Origin of the sequence: Puia sp., from assembly GCF_035546395.1 — a bacterium.
Lineage (GTDB): Bacteria > Bacteroidota > Bacteroidia > Chitinophagales > Chitinophagaceae > Puia.
Genome location: NZ_DASZXR010000015.1, coordinates 181596 through 206082, shown reverse-complemented (window position 1 = coordinate 206082; position 24487 = coordinate 181596). Strand labels below are relative to the sequence as shown.

The following is a 24487-nucleotide window of genomic DNA, read 5'->3' as shown; positions in this document are numbered from 1 at the left end:
GGGCAGCGGCTAAAATCGTATATTCGGTTATATGAAACTTCTCGCCTTACTTGCCAGTATGATGCTTTTGGGGGGCGATCATCCGACACTCCCCATCGGCGCGTCAGCGCCGGACTTTGCGCTACCCGGGGTAGATGGAAAGACCTATAGTCTCGCCTCTTTCAAAGAGGCCCGGGTGCTGGTCCTGGTCTTTACCTGCAATCACTGCCCGACAGCCCAGGCCTACGAGGACCGGATCATCCAGCTGACAAAAGACTATAAAAGCAAAGGGGTCGCCGTCGTCGCGATCATGCCCAACGATCCCCAGTCCATCCGGCTGGATGAGCTGGGCTATACGGACATGGGCGACAGCTTCGACGAGATGAAACGGCGCGCGGCGGAGAAACATTTTAACTTCCCCTATCTCTATGATGGGAAGGACGAGGCCGTTTCCCTGAAGTATGGCCCCATCGCAACCCCACATGTCTTCGTCTTTGACAATCACCGGAAACTCCGCTATAGCGGCCGGGTCGATGACGTCGAGAAACCGACAAAGACCCCACATACCCTCGATACCCGCAATGCGATCGAAGCGCTGCTGAACAATAAGGAAGTGCCGGTGAAGACGACAAAGGTCTTTGGTTGCTCGATCAAGTGGGCGGAGAAAAGCGACTGGATCGAAAAAGCAAAACAGGAATGGGCAAAGGAGCCGGTAAAGCTGGATACCATTACGGCGGACGGGATCAAACAGCTGATCCAAAACAAAACCGAAAAGTTGCGGGTGATCAACGTCTGGGCCACCTGGTGCGGTCCCTGTGTCGCGGAGTTCCCGGACTTCGTGGACATCAACCGGATGTACCGGCGCCGCGATTTCGAATTCATCAGCATCAGCGCCGATGAACCGGCCAAGCGGGACAAGGCCCTGCAATTCCTGCAAAAATCCCAGGCCAGCGCAACGAATTACATTTTCAATGTGGACGATAAGTATAAGCTGATCGAAGCCATCGATCCCAAATGGCAGGGCGCACTGCCCTATACGATGGTCGTGGAACCCGGGGGAAAGATCATTTATGCAAAAGATGGCCCCATCGACGCGGCGGCATTGAAAAAGCTCATCGTAGACGATCCGGCTATCGGCCGGTATTATTAGGGTTCGATAGTCGTGCCAAGCACCTTCAGGAAGGCGGCAATCCACTGCGGATGACCCGGCCAGGCGGGTGAGGTAACCAGGTTGCCGTCCACAACGGCCTCCGTTGGACCGACCATGACGAATTCCCCGCCTGCCATCGTTACTTCCGGCGCCACGGCATAATAAGCGGTAAGCCTCCTGCCCTGCACCACGTTGGCTGCGGTGAGGATCTGTATCCCATGACAAATGGCCGCGATGGGCTTACTGAAATGATTGAAATGATGAACGAGGTTGATGACCTCCTGGTTCAGACGGAGATACTCGGGTGCGCGGCCGCCGGCGATGCAAAGGGCGTCGTATTGTCCCGGATCCACGTCCGCGAAGCTATAGTTCAACTCGAACAGGTGGCCCGGTTTCTCGCTGTAGGTCTGTGCTCCGTCGAAATCATGAATGGCGGTCTGCACCTTCTCTCCATTTTTCTTACCAGGGCATACGGCATGAACTTCATGCCCGACCATCAATAGCATTTGAAAAGGGACCATCGTCTCATAGTCCTCGGCATAGTCGCCGGTGAGGAAGAGTATTTTTTTTCTGGACATGGTTTACGATTTTACTATTTAAAGTTAAGGTAGTCTTTACAGATTCCCCTGGCCTTCTTCATCCTTATCCTCCGTCTCCTGCAACTGGCCGTTCTTGCCGCGGCTGACTTTTACAATGGGATCGTCCTGCGTTCCCCCGACATAAACCGGGATACCGATAATGCCGAATGGCGGCAGGCCCACGCGGACGTGCAGATTGAGCCGGCCGTCAAAGCTGGTTTGCCCTTCTATCCGAAGCTTGAACACGGATACCTTCATACGTGTACGTTCGATCGTCATTAAATTATTGGCGATCGTCGATTTGATGTCCACTTTCGACAGCTCGGGATCGTTTACATCTTTATTGGTCTGTTTGCTCACTTCCCCAAAAAGCCTGAGCCCTTTTACCTTTACCTTCCGGATCGACAGGGTGCCACCGCCTTTTAGCGACGGATACACCGGCCGCATATTGCCGTCGAGCCGGCCTGCGAGTTTATAGTCGAGGGAAATAAGGCCCTCGGCCTTTGCTGCGGAGGCGGCCATGTCATGAAAAAGCTTTACCTCGCGATACGCCCGATGAACATCGAAGTCCTTCGCTACAAGGCGGTAATCGAATAAGGCCCGTTGCGCATCGACGCTCTTGTACAGCGCGGTCATCCGGACGGCCGCCCCCGCGAGACGGAAGGCCGTGGTATCGAGATGCAGGGTGCCGCTATCGACACGAACGCCGCCGGAGAAGCTGTCAATGCATAATCCGTTATAGTCGATCCTTTTTACATCGGCGTGAAAGCCGACGGAAAGATCCGTGGGAACCAGGATGACGCCAGGGGTCGCAGGCGCCGAAGAAGGCGCCATGCCCGCAAATGCCGTGAATTCATCAGCATATAAATGATCACTGTTCACGGTGAAATTGCCCTTCAAAGGCTGACCCGTCCGGGACATATACCCAAACACATCGGACAGCCACCCGTTGAGCGCAAATCGCGTCTTCCCATAGCTGCCGTTAAAAGCATCGAACCACATCTTATCCTGTTCGAAGTGGAAGTTCCCGGTGTTGATATAAAAAGGCAGGGGAAAGAGTTCGGAGCGGACCATGAGGTTTCTCACGCGCAGGGTCCCTTCGTTGAAGAGCCGGTCATAGCGCCCGGCGGTGGCATCGCTTTGACGCCCGCGAAGGGTAAGCCGGGTATCGACGAGGCCGGAGATGTCATAATCCTTTAGGGCAAAGACCTTCCCGATACGCCCCAGGTCGAGCGATCCCCGGGAATTAAGGGAATAGTTCAGATCCGTAAAGTTTTGCAGATCGGCCTTCAGCGTGAACGGTTCGCCTTCGAATACCAGGAAGACCGGCGTGATCGCCACCTGCAGGTCCTTCATCGAACCGGCCTTGCTGGTCATCCGCACGCCCACCTGGATCTGCTCCAGCGGGTGCGGGTAATACTTTGTTTGTATCCGCCCGTTATTCAGCTGGAGATCGGCTTCCGTAACAGGGAACCGGTGTTTGGCCGGCAGATAATTGCCCCTGGCCCGGACATGTGCGCTGAGATCGCCTGACAGCTCGAGGCTGTCGATGGGAATAACCTTCCGGAGATCGGCCAGGTGAAGTACCGTTTCGAGGCTGCCAGCCATCGAATAATCCGAGGCGTTGTCGAGGTGGAAGAACCCCTTGAGATAGCTACCCAGCACCCTCGCATTGATATTGTCGACGGCGATCCGGGTGCGGTGATAGTCGTCGCTGTTACAGGACGCGTCCAGGTCGAAGTTGATCTCGTTGATCGCTTCGGGTCTCGAAGGGAGCTTATAATAGCCATTGCGCAGGGCCGAGGTCAATGTAAAATGAGGGATGCTGGCGACGACGGTATCCAGCCGGGTCTTACGCAGGGTGGTGACCCGTTCGACACGGGTGGCATACCGTCCTTCTGCGTTTAGTCGCAGGGAGTACCGCCCCCTCAGGTCGGCAGGCGCAAAACCCAGCGCCCGATCCCATTTCCCGAGGTCCATCTCCGAACGCACGGTTGCCGATACCCAGGGCGCCGCGAGGCCCTTTACGCGGAGCGCCGCATCGAAATAGTCTTTGTCCAGCCGGAAGGAGATCGTGTCGAGCCGGAGGTCGAGGCTATCGGGTTGCAGACCGGGAAGCCGGCATTGCCAGTCGACACGGAGATCATGGATGGGCGCCGGCGCCTTCGCGTACGCGATATAGCCGTTGCGGATCTGCAAATTGAGCAGGAAATCCGGCATGGTATTGCTGGCCGCAATATATCTTCCTTTCAGGGCGGCGTCGATATCCCCCGTGCCCTTTACCTCGGTGCTGTCCAGCCAGGTCAGCATCTCGGGGGGAAGCGCCGTGAAGATATCCCGTAGCTGAGCCTCTTTTGCATTGAGCCGGAAGTCCATATCATACCCGTCCTTTAAAAAGGAGAACTGGCCGGTGAAGGCGACGGGCAGCTGGTTGATCAGCAGATCATTTCGTTCAAAGATCAGCTCGAGCGAATTGGTGTTGATCTTAGTGATCAGATCGGCGTTCAGCTTCTTGTTGATGAAATAAGGCGTCCGGCGGTAGTAGAAGTCTATCGACTCCAGCTGAATATGGCTGTGCAGGTCGAATATAGCCTTGCTGAGGTCGCCGTTTCCTTCGTATTCGAGCCCCCGGGTGTTGATCAGCAGCGGCAGCGACGCGTCGTTATAGGTGAGGCGGCTATGCTCGATGATTATCTTCTCGATCTTCAGGGATGCGCCCGTCGAGTCGGCCGGGACAGAAGAATTGCTCTTCGGCGAGGTATAGATATTGTAGTTGGAGTGACCTGCGGTATCGACCTGGATATTGATGAAGGCATTTGTCAAAAAGAGCTTGTTGATCCTTACTTCGGAGAAGACGCTGCGCAGGTCCACCCCCAGGGCGATCTCATCGGCTTCGATCAGCCGCTCCTTTGCAAAAGGCGCCGACCCGTTGAGCCGCACATCGTATAGGGTAAGCGTCAGGGCGGGAAAATGCCGGAAGAAGGAAAGCCGGGCCTGCTTGAAATGCAGTTCCGACTGAATAGAATGGCGGGCCCACTGGCGGATCTTGTTGCTGACAAAACGAGGGAACAGATAAGGCAGAAGAAAAAGAATAAGGAGCAGACTCCCGGTGGTAATGCCGGCGATCTTCAGGACCCTAAGCAGTATACGCATCACGGCCGATTGCATAGCACAAAAGTATTTTATTTTATTAAAAAACTTCCTCATCTTTACCTTCTAATGACTAGGCCTATGACCTGCTAAGTTTCGATCTGTTTCCATTGCAGATCTCCTCCTCTCTCTGATATTGGGCACGCGCTCAACACAATCCTTATTTTTTTTTCAGTTTCTTCAAAATGGCTGTATGTCATCAACACAACCTAACCAAAAAGGGCACACCCTTTCTACCATAGCTCTTGTTATTCGTCAGTCGCTATCCGGTGAACACCAGGATTTCACTTCCGGCAGCATCCGCCGCGCTGTTATCCTTTTATCGATCCCCATGATCCTGGAACAATGCATGGAGTCGGTCTTTGCGATCGTAGATATCTTTTTTGTCGGCCGGCTGGGCCAGGACGCCGTGACCACCGTCGGATTGACGGAATCGGTACTCACCCTCGTCTATTCCGTTGCCATCGGGCTTAGCATGGCTGCGACGGCGATGGTGGCCCGGCGGGTGGGAGAAAAGAATCCCGAAGGAGCATCCCATGCCGCTGCACAATCTATTTTGATCGGTCTCGTGCTAACGGTTGTGATCAGCGTGGCCGGCAGCCTGCTGGCGCCGCATCTTCTCCGCATCATGGGCGCAGTGCCGTCGACGATCACGATGGGGACAAGCTATACCCGGCTGGTGTTTGCCAGCGTCATTGTCATCATGCTGCTCTATCTCATCAATGGTATCTTCCGGGGAGCGGGCAACGCTGCAATGGCGATGTGGTCGCTGTGGATCGCCAATGGCTGTAACGTCGTCCTTTGCCCGATCCTCGTCCATTATTATGGCTTGCCCGGCGCCGCGATGGCGACCATCATCGGGCGGGGGATCGGGGTCTGCTTCCAGCTGTATCACCTGCTGCGCGGCAGCGGGGTGATCCGTTTTGTCCGTCACTATTTCCGGCCGAATGGCGGCATCATCTGGGGATTGATCAAGATAGGCTGGTCGGGTACCTGGCAATTCCTCGTCGGATCCGCGTCCTGGATAGCCATGACCAGGATCATCGCCAGCTTCAACAATACCGCGGCAACCGCGGGTTATCAGGTATCGATCCGTATCCTTCTCTTTTTCCTCCTACCGGCATGGGGCATGAGCAATGCCGCCGCTACGCTCGTGGGTCAGAACCTCGGTGCGGGACAACCGGAACGCGCCGAAAAGTCGGTCTGGACGGCTTCTACGTATAATGCGGCATTTATGCTGTTCGTCACCCTGCTTTTCCTCGTAGCCGCGACCCCGATCGTCCGGTTCATCAACCCAGACCCGGCGGTCGAGGATGTTGCCATCAACGTGTTACACATTGTTAGTATCGGATATGTGTTTTTTGGCGTGGGAATGGTCCTCACAAATGCCTTTAACGGGGCCGGCGATACGCTGACGCCATTGATCATCAACCTGATCTGTTGTTGGGCTTTTCAGATTCCCCTGGCATGGCTACTGGCTTTTAATTTGAAACTCGGCCCCGAAGGGGTATTTTGGGCGATCCTGATCACCGAGACCACCATCGCCATTGTCAGTTTCTGCGTATTCCGACTGGGGCGATGGAAACGGAAAAAAGTCTAAGGGGACACCTTATAAAATGTGGAAAACTCCGCCGCCACACAATAAAAAATTTATCGTAAAAGATTCTTGTACAAGTAGAAAATAGATAATATTTTACATTCCCCCCCGTTAATAACTTCGTCCGGTGGCCCGCAAGGGCAGGATAAAATCCAATAATCCGTCGGAGTGTCAATGGGGGGACTAAACCACTTTTTTGGCTTCTGATAAAAACCTTTGAAACATGCGTCGCAGTTTTCTACATCCCGGTTTCTGGTGCGTCTTGGTCGCAATTGTTTTGCCAGTAAGTGCGCTTAGAGCCGGAGGCCCGGTCAAAACCAAGAGCACGGCAAAAGCCGTCGCTTTCGCAGCAGAAGCATCTGCCCTTTACCAGCAATTCGATCTGCAGGAAGCGGGACTCACCAAAAAAGCGTTTGAATACGCCTTGAAAGGATACTATTATCTCTTGGATCATCACTGGTTGAACAAAACGAATATCCTGTCGATCTGCGACCTGAGCCAGTCATCCCGCAACAAACGGCTGTATGTCCTCGATCTCGAGCAGAAGAAAGTGCTGGTGAACACCTATGTGGCGCATGGCCGGAACTCAGGTAAGGAATTCGCCAGCTCGTTCTCCAACAATCCTTCCTCGCATAAGAGCAGCCTGGGCTTCTATATCACCCAGGGGACCTATTATGGCAACAACGGGCTGTCGCTGAAAATTCGCGGCATGGAGAGAGGGTTCAACGATCGCGCCGGCGGAAGGAATATCGTGGTGCATGGAAGCCAGTATGTCGGTCCCGATTTTCTCGAGATGAACCAGTTCTGTGGAAGAAGCTTTGGCTGTCCTGCCGTTCCGGCCGATGAGATCGAGACGATCATCGATCTGATAAAAGAAGGTTCCGTATTATTCATCTATCACCCAACCAAAAAATACATCGCGAAGAGCAAGATACTCAACAGCTAGCATGGACGCACACTTCAGATGGTTTGAAGGTGAAAAAGCCCCCATTGGTTCGTACCCTATGGTAGGGCTTTTCTCTTTTTTTGAAATATAATGTTAGAAAAAAAGAAGCCACGGCCATTGCCAGGCCGCAAATTGGGCCAGCAGGCCGACAAAGATGCCGGCCCAGATCTCGAAGGAAGTGTGGGCAGTGAGGATCTGCCGGGACGTGCAGACCAGGCCGGTGACCAGCACCGCCAGCGCGAGATAAAGACCGGACCCATACTCGTCGCTAAAAGCAAACAGGCAAAAGAACATCGTCGCGCCACCCAGCGCGATGGCATGCATGCTCACCTTAAAATAGATATTGCAAATCCACGCTCCGACGACCGCCAGGAATGCGCCGCCCAGGAAATGGATGGCCAGCGGAGGCGTATCCGGAAGGTGCTTGAAGACATAGGCGCTCCAGAAATAAAAGATCATCGCGACGATATACGGAATGATCCGGTCCCGTTCGGTTCGCAGCATGGGCGACTTGATCAACTGGAGACGCCAAAGCAGGAAGACGGCAAACAAAGGGAGAAAGGTATTGCAAAGGACCACCGTCACCAGCCGCAACACTTTTTGTCTATGCTCAAGGCCCGCAAAGGCGTAAGGATGGACAAAAATGATGATAGCCATGACATAGGCGCTGATGAACAGCGGGTGAAAGACGATCGAAAAAAAATGCGCTAACGCTCGTTTGATCATAATTCCTTCCTGAGTCTTGCGACCGGAATGTTTAATTGTTCGCGGTATTTGGCAACGGTGCGGCGGGCGATATTATACCCTTTTTCCTGCAACAGCTCGGTCAGCTTCTCATCGCTGAGCGGCTTTTTCTTGCTTTCTCCCTCGATAAGATCGCTCAGGATCTTCTTTACCTCCCGGGTGGAAACCTCTTCCCCGCTATCGGTACTAAGGGATTCACTGAAGAAGAACTTCAAACGATATGTTCCGAATTCCGTCTGGACGAACTTGCTGTTGGCAACGCGGCTGACGGTAGAGATATCCAGGGCCGTCCGTTCGGCAATATCCTTCAGGATCATCGGACGCAGCGTCGTCTCATCCCCCGTGAGGAAGAAATCGTGCTGGTAGTCCATGATCGTGTGCATGGTGTTATAAAGGGTTTGCTGCCGCTGCTTGATCGCATCGATAAACCATTTTGCCGCGTCGATCTTCTGCTTGATGAACAATACGGCTTCCTTCTGGCGCTTGTCTTTCTTGCTGCCGCGATCATACTCCTTCAACATCTCTTTGTATCCTTCGCTGATCCGCAGATCAGGGGCATTCTTGGAGTTGAGGGACAGCTCGAGCTTTCCGGCGTTGTTGGTGATAAAGAAATCGGGGATCACATAGCTCTCGGCCTTGTTGACCTCGGTGACATCGCCGCCGGGCTTGGGATTCAGTTTGATGATCTGGTTGATCACGTCCTTCAGCTGGTCGTCGTCGAGGTTGAGCCCTCGCTGGATCTTATCGTAGTGCTTCTTGGTGAACTCGTCAAAATAATAAGTGAGCACGTCGATCGCCGTATCGACGCTCTTGACGCCGTTCTTTTTCCGGTGAAGCTGGATCAGCAGGCACTCCTGCAGGTCACGCGCGGCGACTCCCGGCGGGTCGAACTGTTGGATCTTCCGGATCAGGCTCTCGATCTCCTCTTCGGTCGTTTCGATATTCTGACGGAAGGCCAGGTCATCGGCGATGGATGCCGTCTCCCGGCGCAGGTAGCCATCGTCGTCGATGCTGCCGACGATCTGCTCGGCGATCTTCCGGGTGCGATCGTCGACGACCAGCATCCCCAATTGATCCAGCAGCAGTTCATGAAAGGAGGTCTCTACCCTGTGGGGCATGACCCGGTCTTCGTCGGCGTCGGGATAGTTGTCGTCCCGAAGCTTATAATCCGCTATATCATCGTCGCCCTCGGCGACATATTCGCTGATATCGATATTATCGTATTCATCCTCACTGCCGTCCGCCTCTTCATATTCGTCCTTATTGTCAAACTCATCCTTCAGCTCCTCCCCCGACCCATCCTCATGATCCTCCGTCACCTCCAGGGCAGGGTTCTCCTCCAGCTCCTCCTTGATCCTTTCTTCCAGGTTCGCGGTGGGCACCTGCAGCAGCTTCATCAGCTGAATCTGCTGCGGCGACAGTTTTTGGAGTAGTTTTTGCTGTAATGATTGGCTTAACGACATGTCTTTCAGGGGTTTTGCTCCACGCTTGCCCGCTATTTCGCGGAAAAGGCGCGCGAACCACAAAAATCAGGCCGTAAATTTAAGGAAAAAGGAGGGATCAATAGTGCAACGAAAAAAAACTTTTCTTGTTGTATGTGTTTCAATACTTACTGCGGCTGTTCATGCCCAGTCGAGGCCCTCTTTGATGGTGGAAAAAATTATTTTTACGCCGAAATTTGTACCTGTTCTCCACCTTTCTCCTCAACCCGCTCCTCCATCGCCACCTGCTTTCTCACCCGCCCGGATCAACGCTGTTGAAGCGAACTACTATTCCGATCACCTTGGATTTTTTTGCAAAAAGGAGCTTTCGATCGAAAAGGCCACCCACCTGCCATTACGCTTCCGCCTCGGCTCGCTCGACTATGTAAACAAACTGGAAGGAAAATGACGATCTAGCGGAATTCCCGTTTCGTCAACGCCGCCCGGTAGCTCTGGATATTGGCCCGCAGAAGCCTCTCGAGGCGTCTAAGCCGCTGTTGGTAAGCAGCGGAAGGCAATCCCAGCAAATTGTTGCGGCACGCGCTGTCGGCCGGATAATGATAAAGATAACTGGGCCCGTCGCGCGTCAGATCATAACCCAACACATAATCCTTGTCGATGATCTGGTACGTTTCGCCGATGCGGTTGATGACATAGCGGTCGGAATCCGCTACGGCCGTATCCAGCAGGCTGCGGCCAAACCCGGTATACGTTCCGCGATATCCCAGCCGGTCCAGCACGGTGGGCACGACATCCACCTGGCCGGCTACTGTAGGCCGCCAGTCACGCTCTTCATGGCTCGGATCGTAGATGAAAATGGGAATGGTGCAAATGTTGACGGGAGAGAACGGTGTCCTTCCATCCGACGGGCTCAGCCAGTGGTCGGCGCAAAACACAAACAGCGTATTCCGGAACCAGGGCTTATCCTGATTGGCGGCAAAGAACTCTCGCAATGAATAGTCGACATAGGCGATGGCCCGCTGGGCCGCGGATTGGCCGGGGGTGGCAAAACGCTGGCGCAATGCCGGCGGGATGGTATAAGGCGGATGCGCGGAGATGGTAAAGAAAACTCCCAGGAAAGGCTGTTGCTGCATGGATAACACCCGGCCGCCGTACTGCAGAAAGGGCTCGTCGAAGATACCCCAGTTGCCGTCATATAACCGGTCATTATCAAAATCCTCCCGCCAGTAGCTATGTTCGATGCCTGTCATGTGCGCAAAGGTTCCAAAGCCAAAGTGATTGTTCCCGGCACCCATAAAGAAATTCGTGCTATAGCCCTGCTCCTGCAGGATATTCCCCAGGCTGTGGATTGGCGTATTGGCATATTCGGAATAAAAGAAAGGCTCGTCCATCAGCGCCGGGATGCCGCCGAGGATCGCGACGATGCCCTGGTTCGAGCTGAAGCCGTTGGCAAAGGAATGCGGAAAGAAAAGGCTTTTACCCAGCAGCGAATCGAGAAACGGGGTTTTGGCTTTATAGGCATCGCCGGGCATCACATAACAGCGTGAAAAGCTCTCCAAAATAAAAAGGACGACATTCTTCTTCCTGGGTTGCGGCGGCGATGCCAGCTGATGCACGCCCGGCGCCAACCGATATGCCGTCGAGTCGGAGAAATAATGCACGGGCGCCAGCTCATGGCTGCGATGAAAACAGGAATAGGCCCAGGTCAGCAGGCTGTTCTGTGCCAACGCCAGGGCCGACGGCGGAAGGGAAAGCAACGGGGTCGATGGCATCACCGGCCGGCCGCCGCCGATCCAACCCATAGTAACAAGCAGCGCGAGGACCAGTATCCCCTGGCGGAAGATCAGGTATACCCGCCGGTCGCGATACCCCGGCGGCTCGCTTTCCGGCAATTGTTTTGCCATCCATACGATCAGTGATACGAGAAGGAGAAAGAGAATGACCAGGTACCAATAACCGAAGAGCAGGCTTTTGAACGAAGGGATGGAATCCCGCAACACGTATTGAAGATCGAGATTGGCGCGGTGCCGCCCGAAGCGATAATACCCGATATCGACACAGTTGAACGCGACGGCGAAACAATTCCCAAGGACAAACCAGCCGCGGGCGCCATAGAGCAGTGGTCGTTGGAAACGGAATGAGGGCAGCCAGGCCATGATCCCCAGCAACAGCAGGGTCGGGATATTGACCAGCACGATGCTTACCAAATCCTGTTGAAAACCCTCGATCAACGACTGATACCGTTCATGCGCGTTAAGGCCGGCAAATTCAGCCTGGTTATACCACCAAAAACCCAATCGCAATAGAAAGTGAATGAACAACAACAGGAGAGGTATCCAATGCCATCTTTTCCGCATGCCGAAAGATAGGATATCGGCAAAAAATTGCAGAAAAATAATTTTTTGCCAATACCGGGTTCTATGTCTGCCTCCGGCGAATTGGGCTCCGCCCAATTTTGATTCTTATATTTGTTCTCATCATCACTTCTCCATCCATAGAATCTCCCGGTAAGCACTACTATCCGGGCCTTCCCGGTCTTAGGGCCATCGCCGCCCTGACAGTGCTATTCACCCATGTGGAGCGGTTGCGCCTGACCCACAAGATGCCGACGTGGATCACGCCGGCCTTCAACTCCTTTATCGGCGGCGCGGCCGTCACCTTTTTTTTCGTGCTGAGCGGATTCCTGATCACGATGTTGCTGCTGACGGAAAAAGCGGCGGAGGGGACTATAAGGGTCAGGCGATTCCTGGTCAACCGCACGCTCCGCATCTGGCCACTATATTATCTCACGTTAGGAGCAGGCTACGCGATCTCAATTCTTGTAGTAAAGGATACCGGTAGTAATCCCTTGTCCAACGGACTTCTGTTGAATCTCCTCCTCCTGCCCAATCTCAGCTTCGTCCTTGGCTGTTTGCCGGATATCCTCGTACAGGCCTGGTCCATCGGTACCGAAGAACAATTCTATCTCGTTTGGCCATTTTTGATCCGCCGGCTACCGGTTCACCGCCTGATCCTGGTATTTGCCGCGATCATCGTCGGCTGGGGAGCGGCAAGAGGATTCGCCTGGCTGATCCATTCCGAACCGCTGGGAGCCTTTTTGTTCCGGGCAAGGATCGATTGTATGGCGATCGGCGGGTTGGCGGCGCTGCTGCTGTTTCGCGTCAAAACATGGCCGAAGCTCTACGGCCTCATCCTCCAGCCGGCTACGGGTCATGCAGCAGCCATCGCCTTCATCGGGTTGCTGTGGATCAGCAAGCGCTATGATATCAGTCTATACCCGGCCTATGGCTTCCTGTATGCGATAGCCTGCCTCCGGGTAACCGGCATTCCCGTTCGCTGGTTGGAGTGGAGGCCGCTGCGTTACCTTGGGAAGATCTCTTACGGCATCTACCTGATCCACCAATTCGTCCTTTATTTCCTCTTCCACACATGGTTCTTCCGGCACCCGATGGGTGAGACCGGCATGTTCATCATCGGAGCCACGCTGACGATTGGGTTCGCAGCGCTGAGTTACCGGTACTTCGAAAGTTATTTTCTCAGCAGGAAAATTACACAAGGGCCTTCTCCCGGGCCAATACCTTCCTGACGGCAGCAACGATCTTCTCCCCTTTTTCGGTCGTCTGCGCCTCCGTCCACCCGAGACCGATAGCCGTTGACACACAGCGGCTCAGCACGGCATCACTGGCGGGGAAGGCTTCCGGCTTCAAAGACAACAGGGCCTTCCGCTGATCTTCATTCAGGTTATTGAGGGTCGCCGCCTGGCGGAGATGATCCCACTTGCGGAAGTAGTGCCAGTTGTTGTCAAACCAGTAGAAGTTGCCGGCGAGGACATTTTGCTGACGAAGCTCGGCCACTACGGCGCGCGCGATGGCTTCGGTCGGCAGGAACCAGCTGAGGAAGGTGTGGGTGTCGCCTTCGGCGTCGGGGATGCGCCGGAACGCGATCTCGGGAATCGTGGAGAGCATCGCCTTCAGCGCAGAATGGTTCTTTTTCTGGATGGCGAGGAATTGATCCAGCTTGCCGATCTGCGCCAGGCCAATGGCCGCATGCAGCTCGGAGATGCGATAGTTGTAGCCGATAAAGGGATGGGTATCGGCGCCGCGGTCGACACCGGCATGATCATGACCATGGTCGGTGTAGCCGTCGCATTTTAAATAAAGGGCTTTATCGTTGGTGATGACGGCGCCGCCTTCGCCGCAGGTGATGGTCTTTACGAAATCGAAGGAGAAGGTGCCGGCATGACCGACCGTACCCAATGCCCGCCCTTTATATTTTGCGCCAAAGCTCTGGCAGGCATCTTCCAGCAGGATGAGGTTGTGCTCGTTGCAGATGTGCATCAGGGCGTCGAGATCGGCCATTGCGCCGCACATGTGGACGGGCATGACGCATTTGGTGCGGGGCGAAATGGCGCGGCGGACTGCCTCCGGTGCGAGGGTGAGGGTGTCGTCGACATCGGTCAGCACAGGGATGGCGCCGACGCTAAGCACCGATTCGAAGCTGGCTACGAACGTAAAGGTGGGCATGATGACCTCGTCGCCGGCGCCGATGCCGAGACAGGCGAGGGCCGTTGTAAGGGCCGAGGTGCCGCTGGACGTCAGCTGAGTATAACCGCAGCCAAGTCTGGCGCAGATGGCGGCTTCCAACTCCTTTGATTTCCAGACGCCTTTGCGGGGGCCGTCAAAGCCATACCGCATCAGGATTCCGGTCTCCATAACGTCGTTGATGTGTTTGCGCTCTTCAGGGCCGAATAGTTCGAAACCGGGCATATAAAAGAATTTAATTAGCTACAAAATTAGAGAAAACCAGCGGAACGGGCTTGGATTCGACATTGTTCCGGCTGATCGCCGTGACAAAATAATAGTGTACCGGACCTTTTTCATCAGCAGGCGGCAAGTGAACAATATATTCCGCCACCGGATCATAAGGGATAAATGCCGAAGCATGGATCGAGTCGATATTGACCGTAGCGGTATCGGCCTGGTAGATCGCATAGCCACGAAGGGAGTCCGTTGCAAGGCCCTTGGACAGCCAGGCCGTCCCTGTCCCTTCATTACGGTTGTATTCGATGTGGAACAGCGGGTCGTGGGGCTTTGCCGAATCGAGCCAGGGCATTGGCGGGATCAGCGCAGGATAGTTGTAATAATGGTTCTGCAGGCTGTCGCACCAGCCGAAGGGATTGACCGTGAAAGTGCTGCTGCTGAAATAGACGGCACCCTGTACCTCCGGATAGGCGCGCATGGCGCGGATCTGCCGGGGGATCTGGTTCGGGTCATGCCACGCGGGATTGCGTTCGAAGGCTTTGTAGATGCCCAGGCCGATATAGCAATGCCGGCCATAGCTGTGTTTTGCCCACCAGTCCAATAATGGACCAAAAGGCGCACGCGGCTGATCGAAATCGAAATAGATCTGTGGCACGACATAATCCACCCATCCGCGCTTCAGCCACAAAAGGATATTGGCATAGAGGTTATCATAGTCGGTGACCCCACCCGAGGTCTCGCTTCCCTCCGGATCCTGCGAACGGTTGCGCCAGATGGCGAAGGGGCTAACCCCAAACTTGCAATAAGGCTTCTCCTCTTTTATCGCCCGGCCGGTCATCAGGATCACCGAATCGACATTGCTGCGTCGCCAGTCACCGATGGACATACCGCCGCCATAGCGGACATAGGTGGCATTATCGGGAAAGTCCTTGCCGGGGGGTCCGCCCTCGACGATATCATAGGGATAGAAGTAGTCGTCGAAATGCACCGCGTCAATGTCGTAACGGCGAACAAGGTCGCGGATCACCATCGTGACATATTGCTGAACCTCCTTATTGCCCGGATCGAAATACAGGGTATTCTCGAAACGGACGAACCAGCTTGGATGCTTGCGGGTGATATGATTTGAGGCGACCGAAGACCGGCCGATGGTCTTGACGGCCCGGTACGGGTTGCACCAGGCATGGAATTCCATGCCCCGCCGGTGAGTCTCTTCGATCATCCAGGTCAGCGGATCGTAATACGGATCGGGGGCCTTTCCCTGCACGCCCGTCAGCCATTCGCTCCAGGGCTCGTAGGGGGAAGCATAAAAAGCATCGGCTGCGGGCCGCACCTGCACGACCACGGCGTTCATGCCGTTCCGTTTGTGCATGTCCAGAAGCCGGATGAATTCCACTTTCTGGCTATCCACGGGCAGCCCTTTCTTCGATGGCCAGTCGATATTTTCCACCGACGCCACCCAGGCGGCGCGAAACTCATATTTGGGAGGTTGCGCCGATACCGCAAGCGCGGCAAACATCGTCAGGAGAAAAAACAGTGCGGGTGCGATACTGCGGAGCTTGTCGAGAAGGGCGTTGAGGGTTCTTGTTTCCTCTATCGTCAGTTTGGTCATGATCTTGTCGGCGGCTTCTTCGAACGGATCGATCTTTTCCAGCAGCTTCCTTCCCCTCGACGTGATCACAACGTCGACCAGCCGCCGGTCCTCGCCGTTGGGTGTCTTCCGGACCAGGCCTTTCTTCAGCAGGCGGTCGACGATGCGGCTGGTATCGCTCATCTTGTCGAGCATCCGCTGCCTTATCTGCAGCGTCGACAAGGGCTTGCCCTCGCCCCGCAGGATGCGGAGGATATTGAATTGCCGGGGCGTGATATCCCATTCTTCGAAGATGGAGCTTATTTTTTCGGAAAGCCAGTTATAAGTGTAGATGATGTTGATCCTGGCTTTCTGATATTCGGTGCGGAATTTTCGTTGATTTATTTCGTTCTCCAGTGCCATGCGATCACAAAGTAAAGAAAATTATTCAGGCAAATTCCTCCGCAACTCTCGCACCATCATAAAAATTGTGTAAAGATGATGCGACTCATGCAGCAAAAAGAATTCTACCCATTTCGACAGCGCGAACTGACCATAGCGGGCATGCTGACCCGTGCGTTGCAGAGCTGCCTCATCCATTCCTCCAAGCACGTCGATCAGGGTCTGACGATCGGTCTTTATGACGCCGAGGAGCCGTCCCAGGGATTGCTCAACATAGCCGGGAAATTCCGGATCGGAATCCGCCGTATACCTCGGGAAGAACGGATTGCTCTCTTCCTGGATCCGCTGGATCCGGTGCAGGAATACCGGTTGATAACAAGCCAGGTGCGCGATGTTCTCGAATGCGCTCCACTTGCCGGGATCGATCCGCTGCCGGAGCTGCTGCTCGGAAAAGTTATCGATAAGCTCCGGGATGGTTTCATGCTGATAACGAAGACGGGCCTGAATAGACGCGGATAAGACCATAGATCAATTTTAATTTTCCCAAACCTTTGTTCCTTCACTGCAGTTGGCGCAGATGTCGATATTCTTCCGGCTCGCCAGCACCTGCTTCCTGAACTTCACATAACGATCATCCTGCCATACTTCTTTAAAAGACTTGCCCTTTAGATCGCCGAGCGGGTGCCCGGCGTCCTTGTCGAAACAGCAGGGCACCACCAGCCCGTCCCAGGTGATCACGGTGGTATGCCAAAGCCGCCAGCAGTGATTGTCGAGGGAATTCTTAATCGCCATCCGTCCGTCCTTCTGCCTCCGGTAACGACTGTATTTCCCATTGAGGGGAATCAGCCCGTTGGGGTCGTTGTCGTAATCATACACCTGTGCGGTCTTGAACCGGACCTCGTCGACGCCGATCTCCTTCGCAAGCCGGCGGACGTCCTCGAGCTGATGCTCGTTCGGCCGGACGACCAGGAATTGGAAAAAGACAAACGGTTTCTTGCTGTTCAGCTCCTTTTTCCACTTGACGATGTTGCGGGCGCCCTCCAGCACCTTGTCCAGCCGGCCGCCTACCCTATATTGTTCATAGATCTCCTGCGTCGTTCCGTCGATGGAAATGATCAGCCGGTCGAGCCCGCTCTCGACGGTCCGCCTGGCATTGCGGTCGTTCAGATAATGCGCATTGGTCGAAGTGGCGGTATAGATCCCTTTCGAGGAAGCATAGGCAACCATATCGAGGAAGTCGGGGTTGAGATAGGGTTCGCCCTGGAAATAAAAGACCAGGTAAAGCAGGTCCCTCGAAAGCTGGTCGATCGTCTGCCGGAAGAAACCGTTCTCCAGCATCCCCGTGGGCCGGGTGAACGCACGAAGCCCGCTCGGACATTCGGGACAACGCAGGTTACAGGAGGTGGTGGGCTCGAAAGAAAGCGACACCGGGTAACCCCATTGGACTGCCCTCTTCGTCCATTTGCTCAGGTAATAGCTGCTGAGAACCTTCATCCCGTTGAATAGCCGCCGGGGGGTGAGCTTGGACAGGAGATTGATGGTATCGTTGCGATTAAATTCGGGCATGGAAGTATAAAAATACTAAATTATGTTTGTAACCGTTTGGACACCCGGATAGGTCCAATGATGCACCCCATGGTAAAGAAGACCAAGAAGAACAATACAGTCTGGAAGATCGTCATATTCTCCATAATCGCCGCCGTGTTGGTCATGCTGGGTTTTGTCGCCTGGGACTGGTGGCAGGAAAGAAGAGCGCACTTTGTCCGGTATGCCGAATTCGGCATTGAGATTCCGGTCAACTATACCATTCACGGCATCGATGTATCCAAATACCAGGAGGCCATCGACTGGAGCCTGGTCCGGGACATGAAGGTCGGTAATGTGCAGATGAGCTTTGCTTTCATAAAGGCGACGGAAGGGTTGGGCAATGAGGACGCCTATTTCAAACGCAACTGGAAAAAGGTAAAGGATGCGGGGCTGGCCAGGGGTGCGTATCATTTTTTCCTCTCCACCAAGAGCGGGAAGGCGCAGGCGGAGAATTTCATCAACTCCGTAGAGCTGGCTCCGGGCGATCTGCCACCCGTCCTCGATATCGAGCAGACCTACGGCATTTCGCGGGAGAAGTTGCGCGACCGGGCCAAGGAGTGGTTGCAGACCGTGCAGGATTATTATCACGTAACGCCGATCATCTACACCAACGTTGACTTCTACAAACAATACCTAAAGGACGATTTCGACGCCTATCCCCTATGGGTGGCGCACTATCTTCAAAAGGAACGGCCCAGTATCTACCGGGCCTGGGACTTCTGGCAGCATAGCGAAGCCGGGCGGGTGAACGGGATCATGACAAGGGTCGATTTCGACGTGTTCAACGGGGACTCGGCCGAATTCCGCAAGCTTTTGATCAACTGAGCCGCGGACCGACGCTCAGACCTCATCCATCTCCCGCAGCAGCTCCTGTAACTTCCGGACATGACGGCCATACAGCTTATGGATATACCAGCGGTTCAGGAAATAGACGGCGATGGTAAGCACCGCGGCAAGGATGAACAATGCGATGATCTTCCATTGCCGGATTGGACCTAAGTTGCTGTGGATCGCGATATCGAATGCCACGAAAAGGCTCACCGGGACGACGACAGTGCTCGACCAGAAATAGAATCGCAGGTATTTCTGCAGGGTCTTCAGCTGACCTGCCAGGTTGGACCGGACCTCACAGCTCATACACTGCATCTTTTTCAACAGTTGGTTCTTCCGGTAATAATAGACATAGAAGAATACAAAAAGCCCGACGAATAGCCAGGCCACCCGGGCCATGCTGCCCTTGAACGCAAAGAGATAAAAAAGGATGCAAAATGCGTAGCAAATGACCATCAGGACCACCTCCTTGCGGATATTCCGGCGCATCCGGGCAATGGGACCGCCCGACTGTTTCTGCAACAGGGCCAGCATCTGCCCGCGGTCGGGCTCCGCCAGCGGCGGCATTTCCTGTTCCTGCCAAAGGGTTTTAAGCGTTTCCAACTCCATAAACGGCCTCCTTTGTCATTTTACGTAATTTCTCTTTGATCCGGTTCATTTTTACCCGGAGATTATTCTGGGGAAGCCCCAGGATGTCTTCCATTTCAGCATAGCTCTTATCTTCCAGGTAGAGCATGGTCAGGGCTTTCTCCACTTCGGTCAGCCGGTTGATGGCGGCATAAAGAGACTGTAATTGCTCCTCTTTTTCGGTATTGTATTGGATGTCCTGCAACTGGGTCGGCAGGTTGTCGGGGTCAACGGTCGTGATATGGCGCCGTTGCTTGCGCAGATCCGAAATTGCTGTATTCAACGCGATCCGGTACAGCCAGGTGCTGAACTTCGACTCCCCCCGGAACGACGGATAGGACCGCCATAGCTGGATCACGATCTCCTGGAACAGATCCTGCCGGTCGGGATCGGTATCGCCATACATCCTGCAGATCTTGTAGAGGATGCCGCGGTTATCGTTCACCAGCCGGATGAAATCGTCCTGTAGGTTCATTATAATGCCTTTAAGCCGACGAAGGCAGGCGCAAGCCTGCGAGTGAGCTCTTGCCAGTGGCAAGAGCGAAGCTCATGTCCGCAAGGACAGACATTAGCACTTTGCCGGGAATGCGCTATTTTTCCCGGGGCGCATTCCCGGCACATCGTTAGTCGGCCCTTGAACGAAATTATTACATTCGCAGCCATGAAGAAAATCTATCATCTCTCCACTTGCGACACCTGCAGGAAAATACTGTCGGAAATTTCCGCCGCGAAAAAAGGGTTCGAATTGCAGGACATCAAGACCGAAAAGATCAGTCCCGCGGAGCTCGATGCACTAAAGGAAAAAGCCGGGTCCTACGAGGCGTTATTCAGCCGGAGAGCCCTCAAATACAAGGAGATGGGGCTGAAAGACAAGACCCTGACCGAAGCCGACTATCGCCGGCTCATCCTGGAAGAATATACTTTTTTGAAACGCCCGGTCGTCGTGGCGGGCAAGAAGATCTTTGTCGGCAGCGAGAAGAAAACAGTGGACGAACTCAAACGATCAATTGGCTGACAACATCTTTGACCCGAAAAGCCCCTGCTGCTGGACGACCCTTGTCCGGACCAGCCCCGGTCTCCCCGTATAATCCCGGGCGCTGCTGAAGAGATAGGCCTCGGCCTGCTCGACGATCCGCTCCCGGACAGGGTTCTCATGGACATGCGCGATCCGGTCGAGCAACATCCCGGGCTGCTTACAATCGATCCGCAGGGGACTGCTGCAGTCCTGCCATATGTGGAACCGCTCCTTTCTTTGCAGGGTCTTCCGATATTCCTCGAAATGCCGAAGCATCCAGTCCCGCCGGAAATCCATCTCCACCTCGATGGTCTTGAGGATGGCCCGGGTGGTGAATTTCCTGAAATCCCGCTCGAAATAAGCCGGGGCGCCCGCCTCCTTGGTCCGCGCGATAAGATGCAGATGGCTGGGCATCAGGCACCAGGCATAGATTGCCAGACCCTGGCTCTCGACAAAATGGTTCAGCGCATCGGCGATCACCTGTTTATAGGCAGGCCGGGTAAATACATCGATTTTATCGACAGTATTGAGCGTCAGAAAATAGCAGGAATCCAGCGGGATCAGCGGCTTATCATTCGACAGCATAGACTCTTATTTTGGTGAACAAAATAATAGGGTGCAGTTGCGACAAGGTATAGGCTGGGGGATAGGACTAAAGTTACAACAAAAGCCGGTATTCCATCGTGGAAAGTTTTACCCGTTGCCTGGGGTAGGCGCTGCAATAAATGTAGTGACGGGGATCGTCTACCCATTTGGCCCGGGCAAGCGCGTCGAGGGGGGTGGGAATGGGCTTGTCCTTTTTAACGATTTTTTCGAGATCGACCGGCTGGTTGCCGAATTGCCAGAAATGATGCTCCGAATCATGCTGGTACCGGTTGGCGAAGAAATGGAACAACCGCATCAACCACTCTTTCCGGGTCTCCTCGGGATGTTCAGAGATGGCACGGAGGATCTGCTTGGCCGAATAGCTCTTCAGGTCCCGTAAGACTTTGGGGAGATTACCTCTCCCCTCTTCCACATCCGCGATCATATACAACTGGCTGGGCAGGATGGCATATTCGTATACCCGTAACCGCTTGTTCTCGATGCAGTAGTTGAGGTTGTCCACCAACAGATCGCAGTATTCGAAACGCGTGAATACGTCGATGCCGCCGACTACGGTTAGGGTTACAAAATACAATCCCTTCGGCTGTATCTTGTACATTTCGGTCATGCGGAAAAGGTAGTAAACTTTTGTTAAAAGCAATAACTGCGCGGGACTTCCGCGACTGCTAAGAAGGCATTTTTTGCTTCATCGTAAATTCACTCGTACAAACCCCATCCCTTTTGTTCCCATCGGGAGAATTTTTCCCGTTTATTCGACGATTCTCAGTTTCGCGAAGTTGAGCATGATCTTCTTTTCTCCGTTGTACTGGAACTTGACGGTCGCGATCGGGTTGTTCGCATTGCCTTCCATACCGGTCACTTCGCCGAATCCGAACTTCTGATGTTCTACTTTTTGTCCCACCTGAAGTCCCGAGGTGTCGCTTGCAACAAAATCGGGTGAAGGATTGTGCTCGATGGTTTTCATGTATGGTTTCGGCGGAACATAAGAAGGCCGTTGGTCTTTTTTTGTAGGTGGAGGCCCATATTTTTTTTCGGCCTGTGCGGCATTGTTGCCATAGCCTCCATGCATCCGGTCGTACGCAGAGCCCGACGGTCCGGCAAAACCCTGGTTGCGTGCGCCGCCACCGGCGAAGCTGCGGTCAAGGTAGTCGGCCGGGATCTCGTCGATGAACCGGCTCGGTTCGTTCTGTACAAGGTTCCCGAAGCGATACCGCGTATTGGCATAGGTGATCCACAATTTCTGCTTGGCCCGCGTGATGACCACATAGAACAACCTTCTCTCCTCCTCCAGCTCCTCCCGCGTATTGATCGCCATGGCATTCGGGAAGAGCATCTCTTCCAGCCCCGCGGCGAACACACAGGTGAACTCCAGTCCTTTTGCCGCATGGATACTCATCAGCTTTACGGTGTCGGCATTGGGGTCCTTATCGTCGGCGTCCGTCAGCAGGGTGATTTGCTGCAGATAGTTACCGAGCCCCTTTGTTTCGGCCTCGAGCACCCCGTCCTCATCCGGCCGCTCGGTAAACTCCTTGATGGAGTTGAGCAATTCCTGGATGTTCTCATATCTCGCAACCCCCTCCGCGGATTTATCGTTGAACAGCTCTTTGACCAGGTTGGTCTGCTTGCCGACATGCGCGGCGACGTCATAGGCGTTGTGTTTCTCCAGCATCGACGCGAAGCTCTTGATCATCATCACGAAGTTCTCTATCGCTTCGAGCGTGCCCGCCTTCAGACCGAATTCCTTCGCCCGCTCCAGCACCTCCCAGAACGAAATATCGTTCCGGTTGGCCTCCAGCACGATCTTGTCGATGGTGGTCTTGCCGATGCCCCGCGCAGGAAAGTTGATGATCCGCTTCAGCGATTCCTCATCCCGCGGGTTGACGATGATCCGGAGATACGCGACAAAGTCCTTGATCTCTTTCCGCTGGTAGAAGCTGATCCCGCCGAACATCGTATAAGGGATCGCCATCCGCCGCAGGCTTTCTTCAAAGGCACGGCTCTGGGCGTTGGTGCGATAGAGGATCGCAAAATCGCGGTTGTTATAGTGGTTCCGCAGCCGCTGCTCCTGGATGGTATCAGCCACGAATTTCCCCTCGTCGTTATCGGTCATCAGCCGCACCAGCCGGATCTTTTCCCCCGGTGCGTTGTCCGTCCAGAGGTTCTTGGGGATCTGCCCCTTATTGTTCTTGATGATCTCGTTGGCGACATTCAGGATACTCTGTGTACTTCGGTAGTTCTGCTCCAGCTTCACCACCTTCACATCCTCATAATCCTTTTGGAACTGCAGGATATTCTCGATGGTGGCGCCGCGGAAGCTATAGATGCTCTGCGCATCGTCTCCCACCACACAAACGTTCTCAAACGCCGCCCCCAGTAATTTTATGATCTCGTACTGCGCAGGGTTGGTATCCTGGTACTCGTCGATCATGATGTATTTGAACTTGTGCTGAAACTTGTGAAGCTCATCCGGGAAGTTCTTCAGCAGCTCGTACATCTTGATGAGCAGGTCGTCGAAATCCATAGCCCCGTTCTTGAAGCAACGCTTGGTATAGGCGTCATAGATCTGCGCGATGGCCGGGCGGTTGCTCCGCATGTCTTCCTGCTGGATGGCATAATCGTTGGCATATTCGACGGGACCCACCAGGGCATTCTTTGCCGATGAGATCCGGTTATACACCGTATTGGGTTTGTAGTGCTTATCGTCCAGATTCATTTCATTGATGACGGTCTTCAGCACGCTCTTCGCGTCATCCGTATCATAAATGGTGAAATTGCGCGGGTAGCCCAGCCGTTCGGCCTCCCCCCGCAGGACCCGGGCGAATACACTATGAAAAGTTCCGATATATAAATTGCGAGCTTCAGTGCTGCCGAGGATCTTCTCCACCCGCTCCTTCATTTCTTTGGCAGCCTTATTCGTAAACGTCAGCGCGAGGATATTCCATGCCGGAACTCCCTGTGCCAACAGGTGAGCGATACGGGTCGTCAGCACCTTCGTTTTGCCGCTCCCCGCACCCGCTACGATCATGATCGGGCCGTCCTTATGCAATACCGCTTCTTTCTGCCGGTCGTTCAAATCAGTTATATAATCTCGCATGCTGCGAAGTTACTTAAATCCGTAGATTTACGTACTCTATGATCGAAGGACCTATCGACCTCGAACGACTGGATCCGGCTGCCCGGGCCACGCTGTCTGATCTCACCAGGGACGTCCTGCTCGAGCTGCTGCAGCCGGAATGGACACGCACCGCCGCCGTGATGGATCTGGCGCATCGGTATTTTCCCGATTGGTCCTGGCCGGAAGCATCGGATACCCGCGTTTCCGAAAGGCTGATCACCACCCTCGCCAACGCACAGGCCAACGTCCACGATTATTTCGCCTGGGTCCTGCTTGATTTTATCCGGGCCGATGCCGGTCTGCAAGACCGCCTTTTGGAGCGGGCGCTGACCTTCGTCGAAGCCGCCGGGCTGTTGGTCGTCTATCAAAAAATAAAATCCGAATGATC

At 54.2% G+C, this 24487-nt stretch carries 22 protein-coding genes; 8 read left to right on the top strand and 14 right to left on the bottom strand.

Features of this window, described 5'->3' with window-relative positions:
- Nucleotides 1–31: 31 nt before the first annotated feature.
- The gene (locus VHE34_RS18800; protein WP_325590428.1) at nucleotides 32–1129 is read left to right on the top strand and encodes a redoxin family protein; all 1098 of its coding nucleotides are present in this window, start codon (nucleotides 32–34) and stop codon (nucleotides 1127–1129) included.
- Here the strand turns inward: VHE34_RS18800 and VHE34_RS18795 are convergent.
- Both VHE34_RS18795 and VHE34_RS18790 read right to left on the bottom strand, forming a co-directional pair.
- The gene (locus tag VHE34_RS18795) at nucleotides 1126–1707 is read right to left on the bottom strand and encodes a DJ-1/PfpI family protein (RefSeq protein ID WP_325590426.1); all 582 of its coding nucleotides are present in this window, start codon (nucleotides 1705–1707) and stop codon (nucleotides 1126–1128) included. The genes VHE34_RS18800 and VHE34_RS18795 overlap by 4 nt on opposite strands.
- A 36-nt stretch (nucleotides 1708–1743) precedes the next feature.
- Entirely contained in the window at nucleotides 1744–4860 is a 3117-nt protein-coding gene (locus VHE34_RS18790; RefSeq protein WP_325590424.1) for an AsmA-like C-terminal region-containing protein, read from the bottom strand.
- A 190-nt stretch (nucleotides 4861–5050) separates the two neighbouring features.
- Between VHE34_RS18790 and VHE34_RS18785 the strand changes: the two genes are divergently transcribed.
- The gene (locus VHE34_RS18785; protein WP_325590422.1) at nucleotides 5051–6457 is read left to right on the top strand and encodes an MATE family efflux transporter; all 1407 of its coding nucleotides are present in this window, start codon (nucleotides 5051–5053) and stop codon (nucleotides 6455–6457) included.
- Nucleotides 6458–6677: 220 nt separating this feature from the next.
- Nucleotides 6678–7400: a murein L,D-transpeptidase catalytic domain family protein gene (locus VHE34_RS18780; RefSeq protein ID WP_325590420.1), complete on the top strand. Its 723-nt coding sequence runs from the start codon at nucleotides 6678–6680 to the stop codon at nucleotides 7398–7400.
- Between the two features lie 93 nt (nucleotides 7401–7493).
- Here VHE34_RS18780 and VHE34_RS18775 read toward each other — a convergent pair whose 3' ends face one another.
- Nucleotides 7494–8126, bottom strand: coding sequence for a hypothetical protein (locus VHE34_RS18775; protein ID WP_325590418.1), 633 nt, complete (start codon nucleotides 8124–8126; stop codon nucleotides 7494–7496).
- The gene (gene rpoN, locus VHE34_RS18770; protein WP_414709914.1) at nucleotides 8123–9541 is read right to left on the bottom strand and encodes an RNA polymerase factor sigma-54; all 1419 of its coding nucleotides are present in this window, start codon (nucleotides 9539–9541) and stop codon (nucleotides 8123–8125) included. Before rpoN ends, VHE34_RS18775 begins: the two co-directional genes overlap by 4 nt.
- A gap of 169 nt (nucleotides 9542–9710) precedes the next feature.
- Here rpoN and VHE34_RS18765 point away from each other — a divergent pair, with 169 nt between their 5' ends.
- Nucleotides 9711–10034 (top strand): hypothetical protein, encoded by a 324-nt coding sequence (locus VHE34_RS18765; protein WP_325590414.1) that lies wholly within the window; start codon nucleotides 9711–9713, stop codon nucleotides 10032–10034.
- Nucleotides 10035–10038: 4 nt separating this feature from the next.
- Here the strand turns inward: VHE34_RS18765 and VHE34_RS18760 are convergent, their stop codons facing one another.
- Nucleotides 10039–11943 (bottom strand): LTA synthase family protein, encoded by a 1905-nt coding sequence (locus tag VHE34_RS18760; protein ID WP_325590412.1) that lies wholly within the window; start codon nucleotides 11941–11943, stop codon nucleotides 10039–10041.
- A 98-nt stretch (nucleotides 11944–12041) separates the two neighbouring features.
- Here VHE34_RS18760 and VHE34_RS18755 point away from each other — a divergent pair, with 98 nt between their 5' ends.
- Nucleotides 12042–13172 carry an acyltransferase gene (locus VHE34_RS18755; protein ID WP_325590410.1) on the top strand — a complete coding sequence of 377 codons (1131 nt, stop codon included), beginning with the start codon at nucleotides 12042–12044 and terminating at the stop codon, nucleotides 13170–13172.
- Here the strand turns inward: VHE34_RS18755 and VHE34_RS18750 are convergent.
- From VHE34_RS18750 to VHE34_RS18735, 4 genes are read right to left on the bottom strand one after another with little or no spacing between them, the layout of a single operon-like run.
- On the bottom strand, nucleotides 13135–14352 hold the full coding sequence (locus VHE34_RS18750) for a DegT/DnrJ/EryC1/StrS family aminotransferase (RefSeq protein WP_325590407.1): 1218 nt from the start codon (nucleotides 14350–14352) through the stop codon (nucleotides 13135–13137). The two genes, VHE34_RS18755 and VHE34_RS18750, sit on opposite strands and share 38 nt — an antisense overlap.
- A gap of 10 nt (nucleotides 14353–14362) precedes the next feature.
- Complete coding sequence (locus tag VHE34_RS18745) at nucleotides 14363–16339, bottom strand: family 10 glycosylhydrolase (RefSeq protein WP_325590405.1); 1977 nt, start codon at nucleotides 16337–16339, stop codon at nucleotides 14363–14365.
- Nucleotides 16340–16360: 21 nt separating this feature from the next.
- A complete protein-coding gene (locus tag VHE34_RS18740) occupies nucleotides 16361–16843 on the bottom strand; it encodes a DinB family protein (RefSeq protein ID WP_325590403.1) in 483 nt (160 codons plus the stop codon).
- 9 nt (nucleotides 16844–16852) lie between these two features.
- Nucleotides 16853–17884, bottom strand: a complete 1032-nt coding sequence (locus tag VHE34_RS18735; RefSeq protein WP_325590401.1) for a radical SAM/SPASM domain-containing protein — start codon at nucleotides 17882–17884, stop codon at nucleotides 16853–16855.
- Between the two features lie 69 nt (nucleotides 17885–17953).
- On the opposite strand from VHE34_RS18735, the gene VHE34_RS18730 reads away from it, so the two are divergent.
- Nucleotides 17954–18730, top strand: coding sequence for a glycoside hydrolase family 25 protein (locus tag VHE34_RS18730; RefSeq protein ID WP_325590399.1), 777 nt, complete (start codon nucleotides 17954–17956; stop codon nucleotides 18728–18730).
- 15 nt (nucleotides 18731–18745) lie between these two features.
- Here the strand turns inward: VHE34_RS18730 and VHE34_RS18725 are convergent, their stop codons facing one another.
- Nucleotides 18746–19345 carry a hypothetical protein gene (locus VHE34_RS18725; RefSeq protein WP_325590397.1) on the bottom strand — a complete coding sequence of 200 codons (600 nt, stop codon included), beginning with the start codon at nucleotides 19343–19345 and terminating at the stop codon, nucleotides 18746–18748.
- Complete coding sequence (locus tag VHE34_RS18720; protein ID WP_325590395.1) at nucleotides 19326–19838, bottom strand: sigma-70 family RNA polymerase sigma factor; 513 nt, start codon at nucleotides 19836–19838, stop codon at nucleotides 19326–19328. The genes VHE34_RS18725 and VHE34_RS18720 overlap by 20 nt, the downstream gene beginning before the upstream one ends.
- A gap of 186 nt (nucleotides 19839–20024) precedes the next feature.
- Between VHE34_RS18720 and VHE34_RS18715 the strand changes: the two genes are divergently transcribed.
- The gene (locus VHE34_RS18715; RefSeq protein ID WP_325590393.1) at nucleotides 20025–20378 is read left to right on the top strand and encodes an arsenate reductase family protein; all 354 of its coding nucleotides are present in this window, start codon (nucleotides 20025–20027) and stop codon (nucleotides 20376–20378) included.
- Here VHE34_RS18715 and VHE34_RS18710 read toward each other — a convergent pair.
- From VHE34_RS18710 to VHE34_RS18700, 3 genes are all read right to left on the bottom strand, one after another.
- Complete coding sequence (locus VHE34_RS18710) at nucleotides 20367–20963, bottom strand: transposase (RefSeq protein ID WP_325590391.1); 597 nt, start codon at nucleotides 20961–20963, stop codon at nucleotides 20367–20369. The two genes, VHE34_RS18715 and VHE34_RS18710, sit on opposite strands and share 12 nt — an antisense overlap.
- 73 nt (nucleotides 20964–21036) lie before the next feature.
- Complete coding sequence (locus tag VHE34_RS18705; RefSeq protein WP_325590389.1) at nucleotides 21037–21591, bottom strand: hypothetical protein; 555 nt, start codon at nucleotides 21589–21591, stop codon at nucleotides 21037–21039.
- A gap of 141 nt (nucleotides 21592–21732) precedes the next feature.
- The gene (locus tag VHE34_RS18700; protein WP_325590387.1) at nucleotides 21733–24078 is read right to left on the bottom strand and encodes an ATP-dependent helicase; all 2346 of its coding nucleotides are present in this window, start codon (nucleotides 24076–24078) and stop codon (nucleotides 21733–21735) included.
- A 38-nt stretch (nucleotides 24079–24116) separates the two neighbouring features.
- On the opposite strand from VHE34_RS18700, the gene VHE34_RS18695 reads away from it, so the two are divergent.
- A complete protein-coding gene (locus VHE34_RS18695) occupies nucleotides 24117–24485 on the top strand; it encodes a hypothetical protein (protein ID WP_325590385.1) in 369 nt (122 codons plus the stop codon).
- Nucleotides 24486–24487 lie beyond the last annotated feature (2 nt).

Bases quoted from the DNA above. Each gene is read 5' to 3' on its own strand.
- VHE34_RS18705 (WP_325590389.1), bottom strand. From the start codon at position 21,591: ATGACCGAAATGTACAAGATACAGCCGAAGGGATTGTATTTTGTAACC.
- VHE34_RS18740 (WP_325590403.1), bottom strand. From the start codon at position 16,843: ATGGTCTTATCCGCGTCTATTCAGGCCCGTCTTCGTTATCAGCATGAA.
- rpoN (WP_414709914.1), bottom strand. From the start codon at position 9,541: ATGAAGCTGCTGCAGGTGCCCACCGCGAACCTGGAAGAAAGGATCAAG.
- VHE34_RS18750 (WP_325590407.1), bottom strand. From the start codon at position 14,352: ATGCCCGGTTTCGAACTATTCGGCCCTGAAGAGCGCAAACACATCAAC.
- VHE34_RS18745 (WP_325590405.1), bottom strand. From the start codon at position 16,339: ATGGCACTGGAGAACGAAATAAATCAACGAAAATTCCGCACCGAATAT.
- VHE34_RS18780 (WP_325590420.1), top strand. From the start codon at position 6,678: ATGCGTCGCAGTTTTCTACATCCCGGTTTCTGGTGCGTCTTGGTCGCA.
- VHE34_RS18725 (WP_325590397.1), bottom strand. From the start codon at position 19,345: ATGGAGTTGGAAACGCTTAAAACCCTTTGGCAGGAACAGGAAATGCCG.
- VHE34_RS18795 (WP_325590426.1), bottom strand. From the start codon at position 1,707: ATGTCCAGAAAAAAAATACTCTTCCTCACCGGCGACTATGCCGAGGAC.
- VHE34_RS18735 (WP_325590401.1), bottom strand. From the start codon at position 17,884: ATGCCCGAATTTAATCGCAACGATACCATCAATCTCCTGTCCAAGCTC.
- VHE34_RS18800 (WP_325590428.1), top strand. From the start codon at position 32: ATGAAACTTCTCGCCTTACTTGCCAGTATGATGCTTTTGGGGGGCGAT.
- VHE34_RS18730 (WP_325590399.1), top strand. From the start codon at position 17,954: ATGGTAAAGAAGACCAAGAAGAACAATACAGTCTGGAAGATCGTCATA.
- VHE34_RS18695 (WP_325590385.1), top strand. From the start codon at position 24,117: ATGATCGAAGGACCTATCGACCTCGAACGACTGGATCCGGCTGCCCGG.
- VHE34_RS18720 (WP_325590395.1), bottom strand. From the start codon at position 19,838: ATGAACCTACAGGACGATTTCATCCGGCTGGTGAACGATAACCGCGGC.
- VHE34_RS18715 (WP_325590393.1), top strand. From the start codon at position 20,025: ATGAAGAAAATCTATCATCTCTCCACTTGCGACACCTGCAGGAAAATA.
- VHE34_RS18790 (WP_325590424.1), bottom strand. From the start codon at position 4,860: ATGCGTATACTGCTTAGGGTCCTGAAGATCGCCGGCATTACCACCGGG.
- VHE34_RS18700 (WP_325590387.1), bottom strand. From the start codon at position 24,078: ATGCGAGATTATATAACTGATTTGAACGACCGGCAGAAAGAAGCGGTA.
- VHE34_RS18775 (WP_325590418.1), bottom strand. From the start codon at position 8,126: ATGATCAAACGAGCGTTAGCGCATTTTTTTTCGATCGTCTTTCACCCG.
- VHE34_RS18710 (WP_325590391.1), bottom strand. From the start codon at position 20,963: ATGCTGTCGAATGATAAGCCGCTGATCCCGCTGGATTCCTGCTATTTT.
- VHE34_RS18785 (WP_325590422.1), top strand. From the start codon at position 5,051: ATGTCATCAACACAACCTAACCAAAAAGGGCACACCCTTTCTACCATA.
- VHE34_RS18760 (WP_325590412.1), bottom strand. From the start codon at position 11,943: ATGCGGAAAAGATGGCATTGGATACCTCTCCTGTTGTTGTTCATTCAC.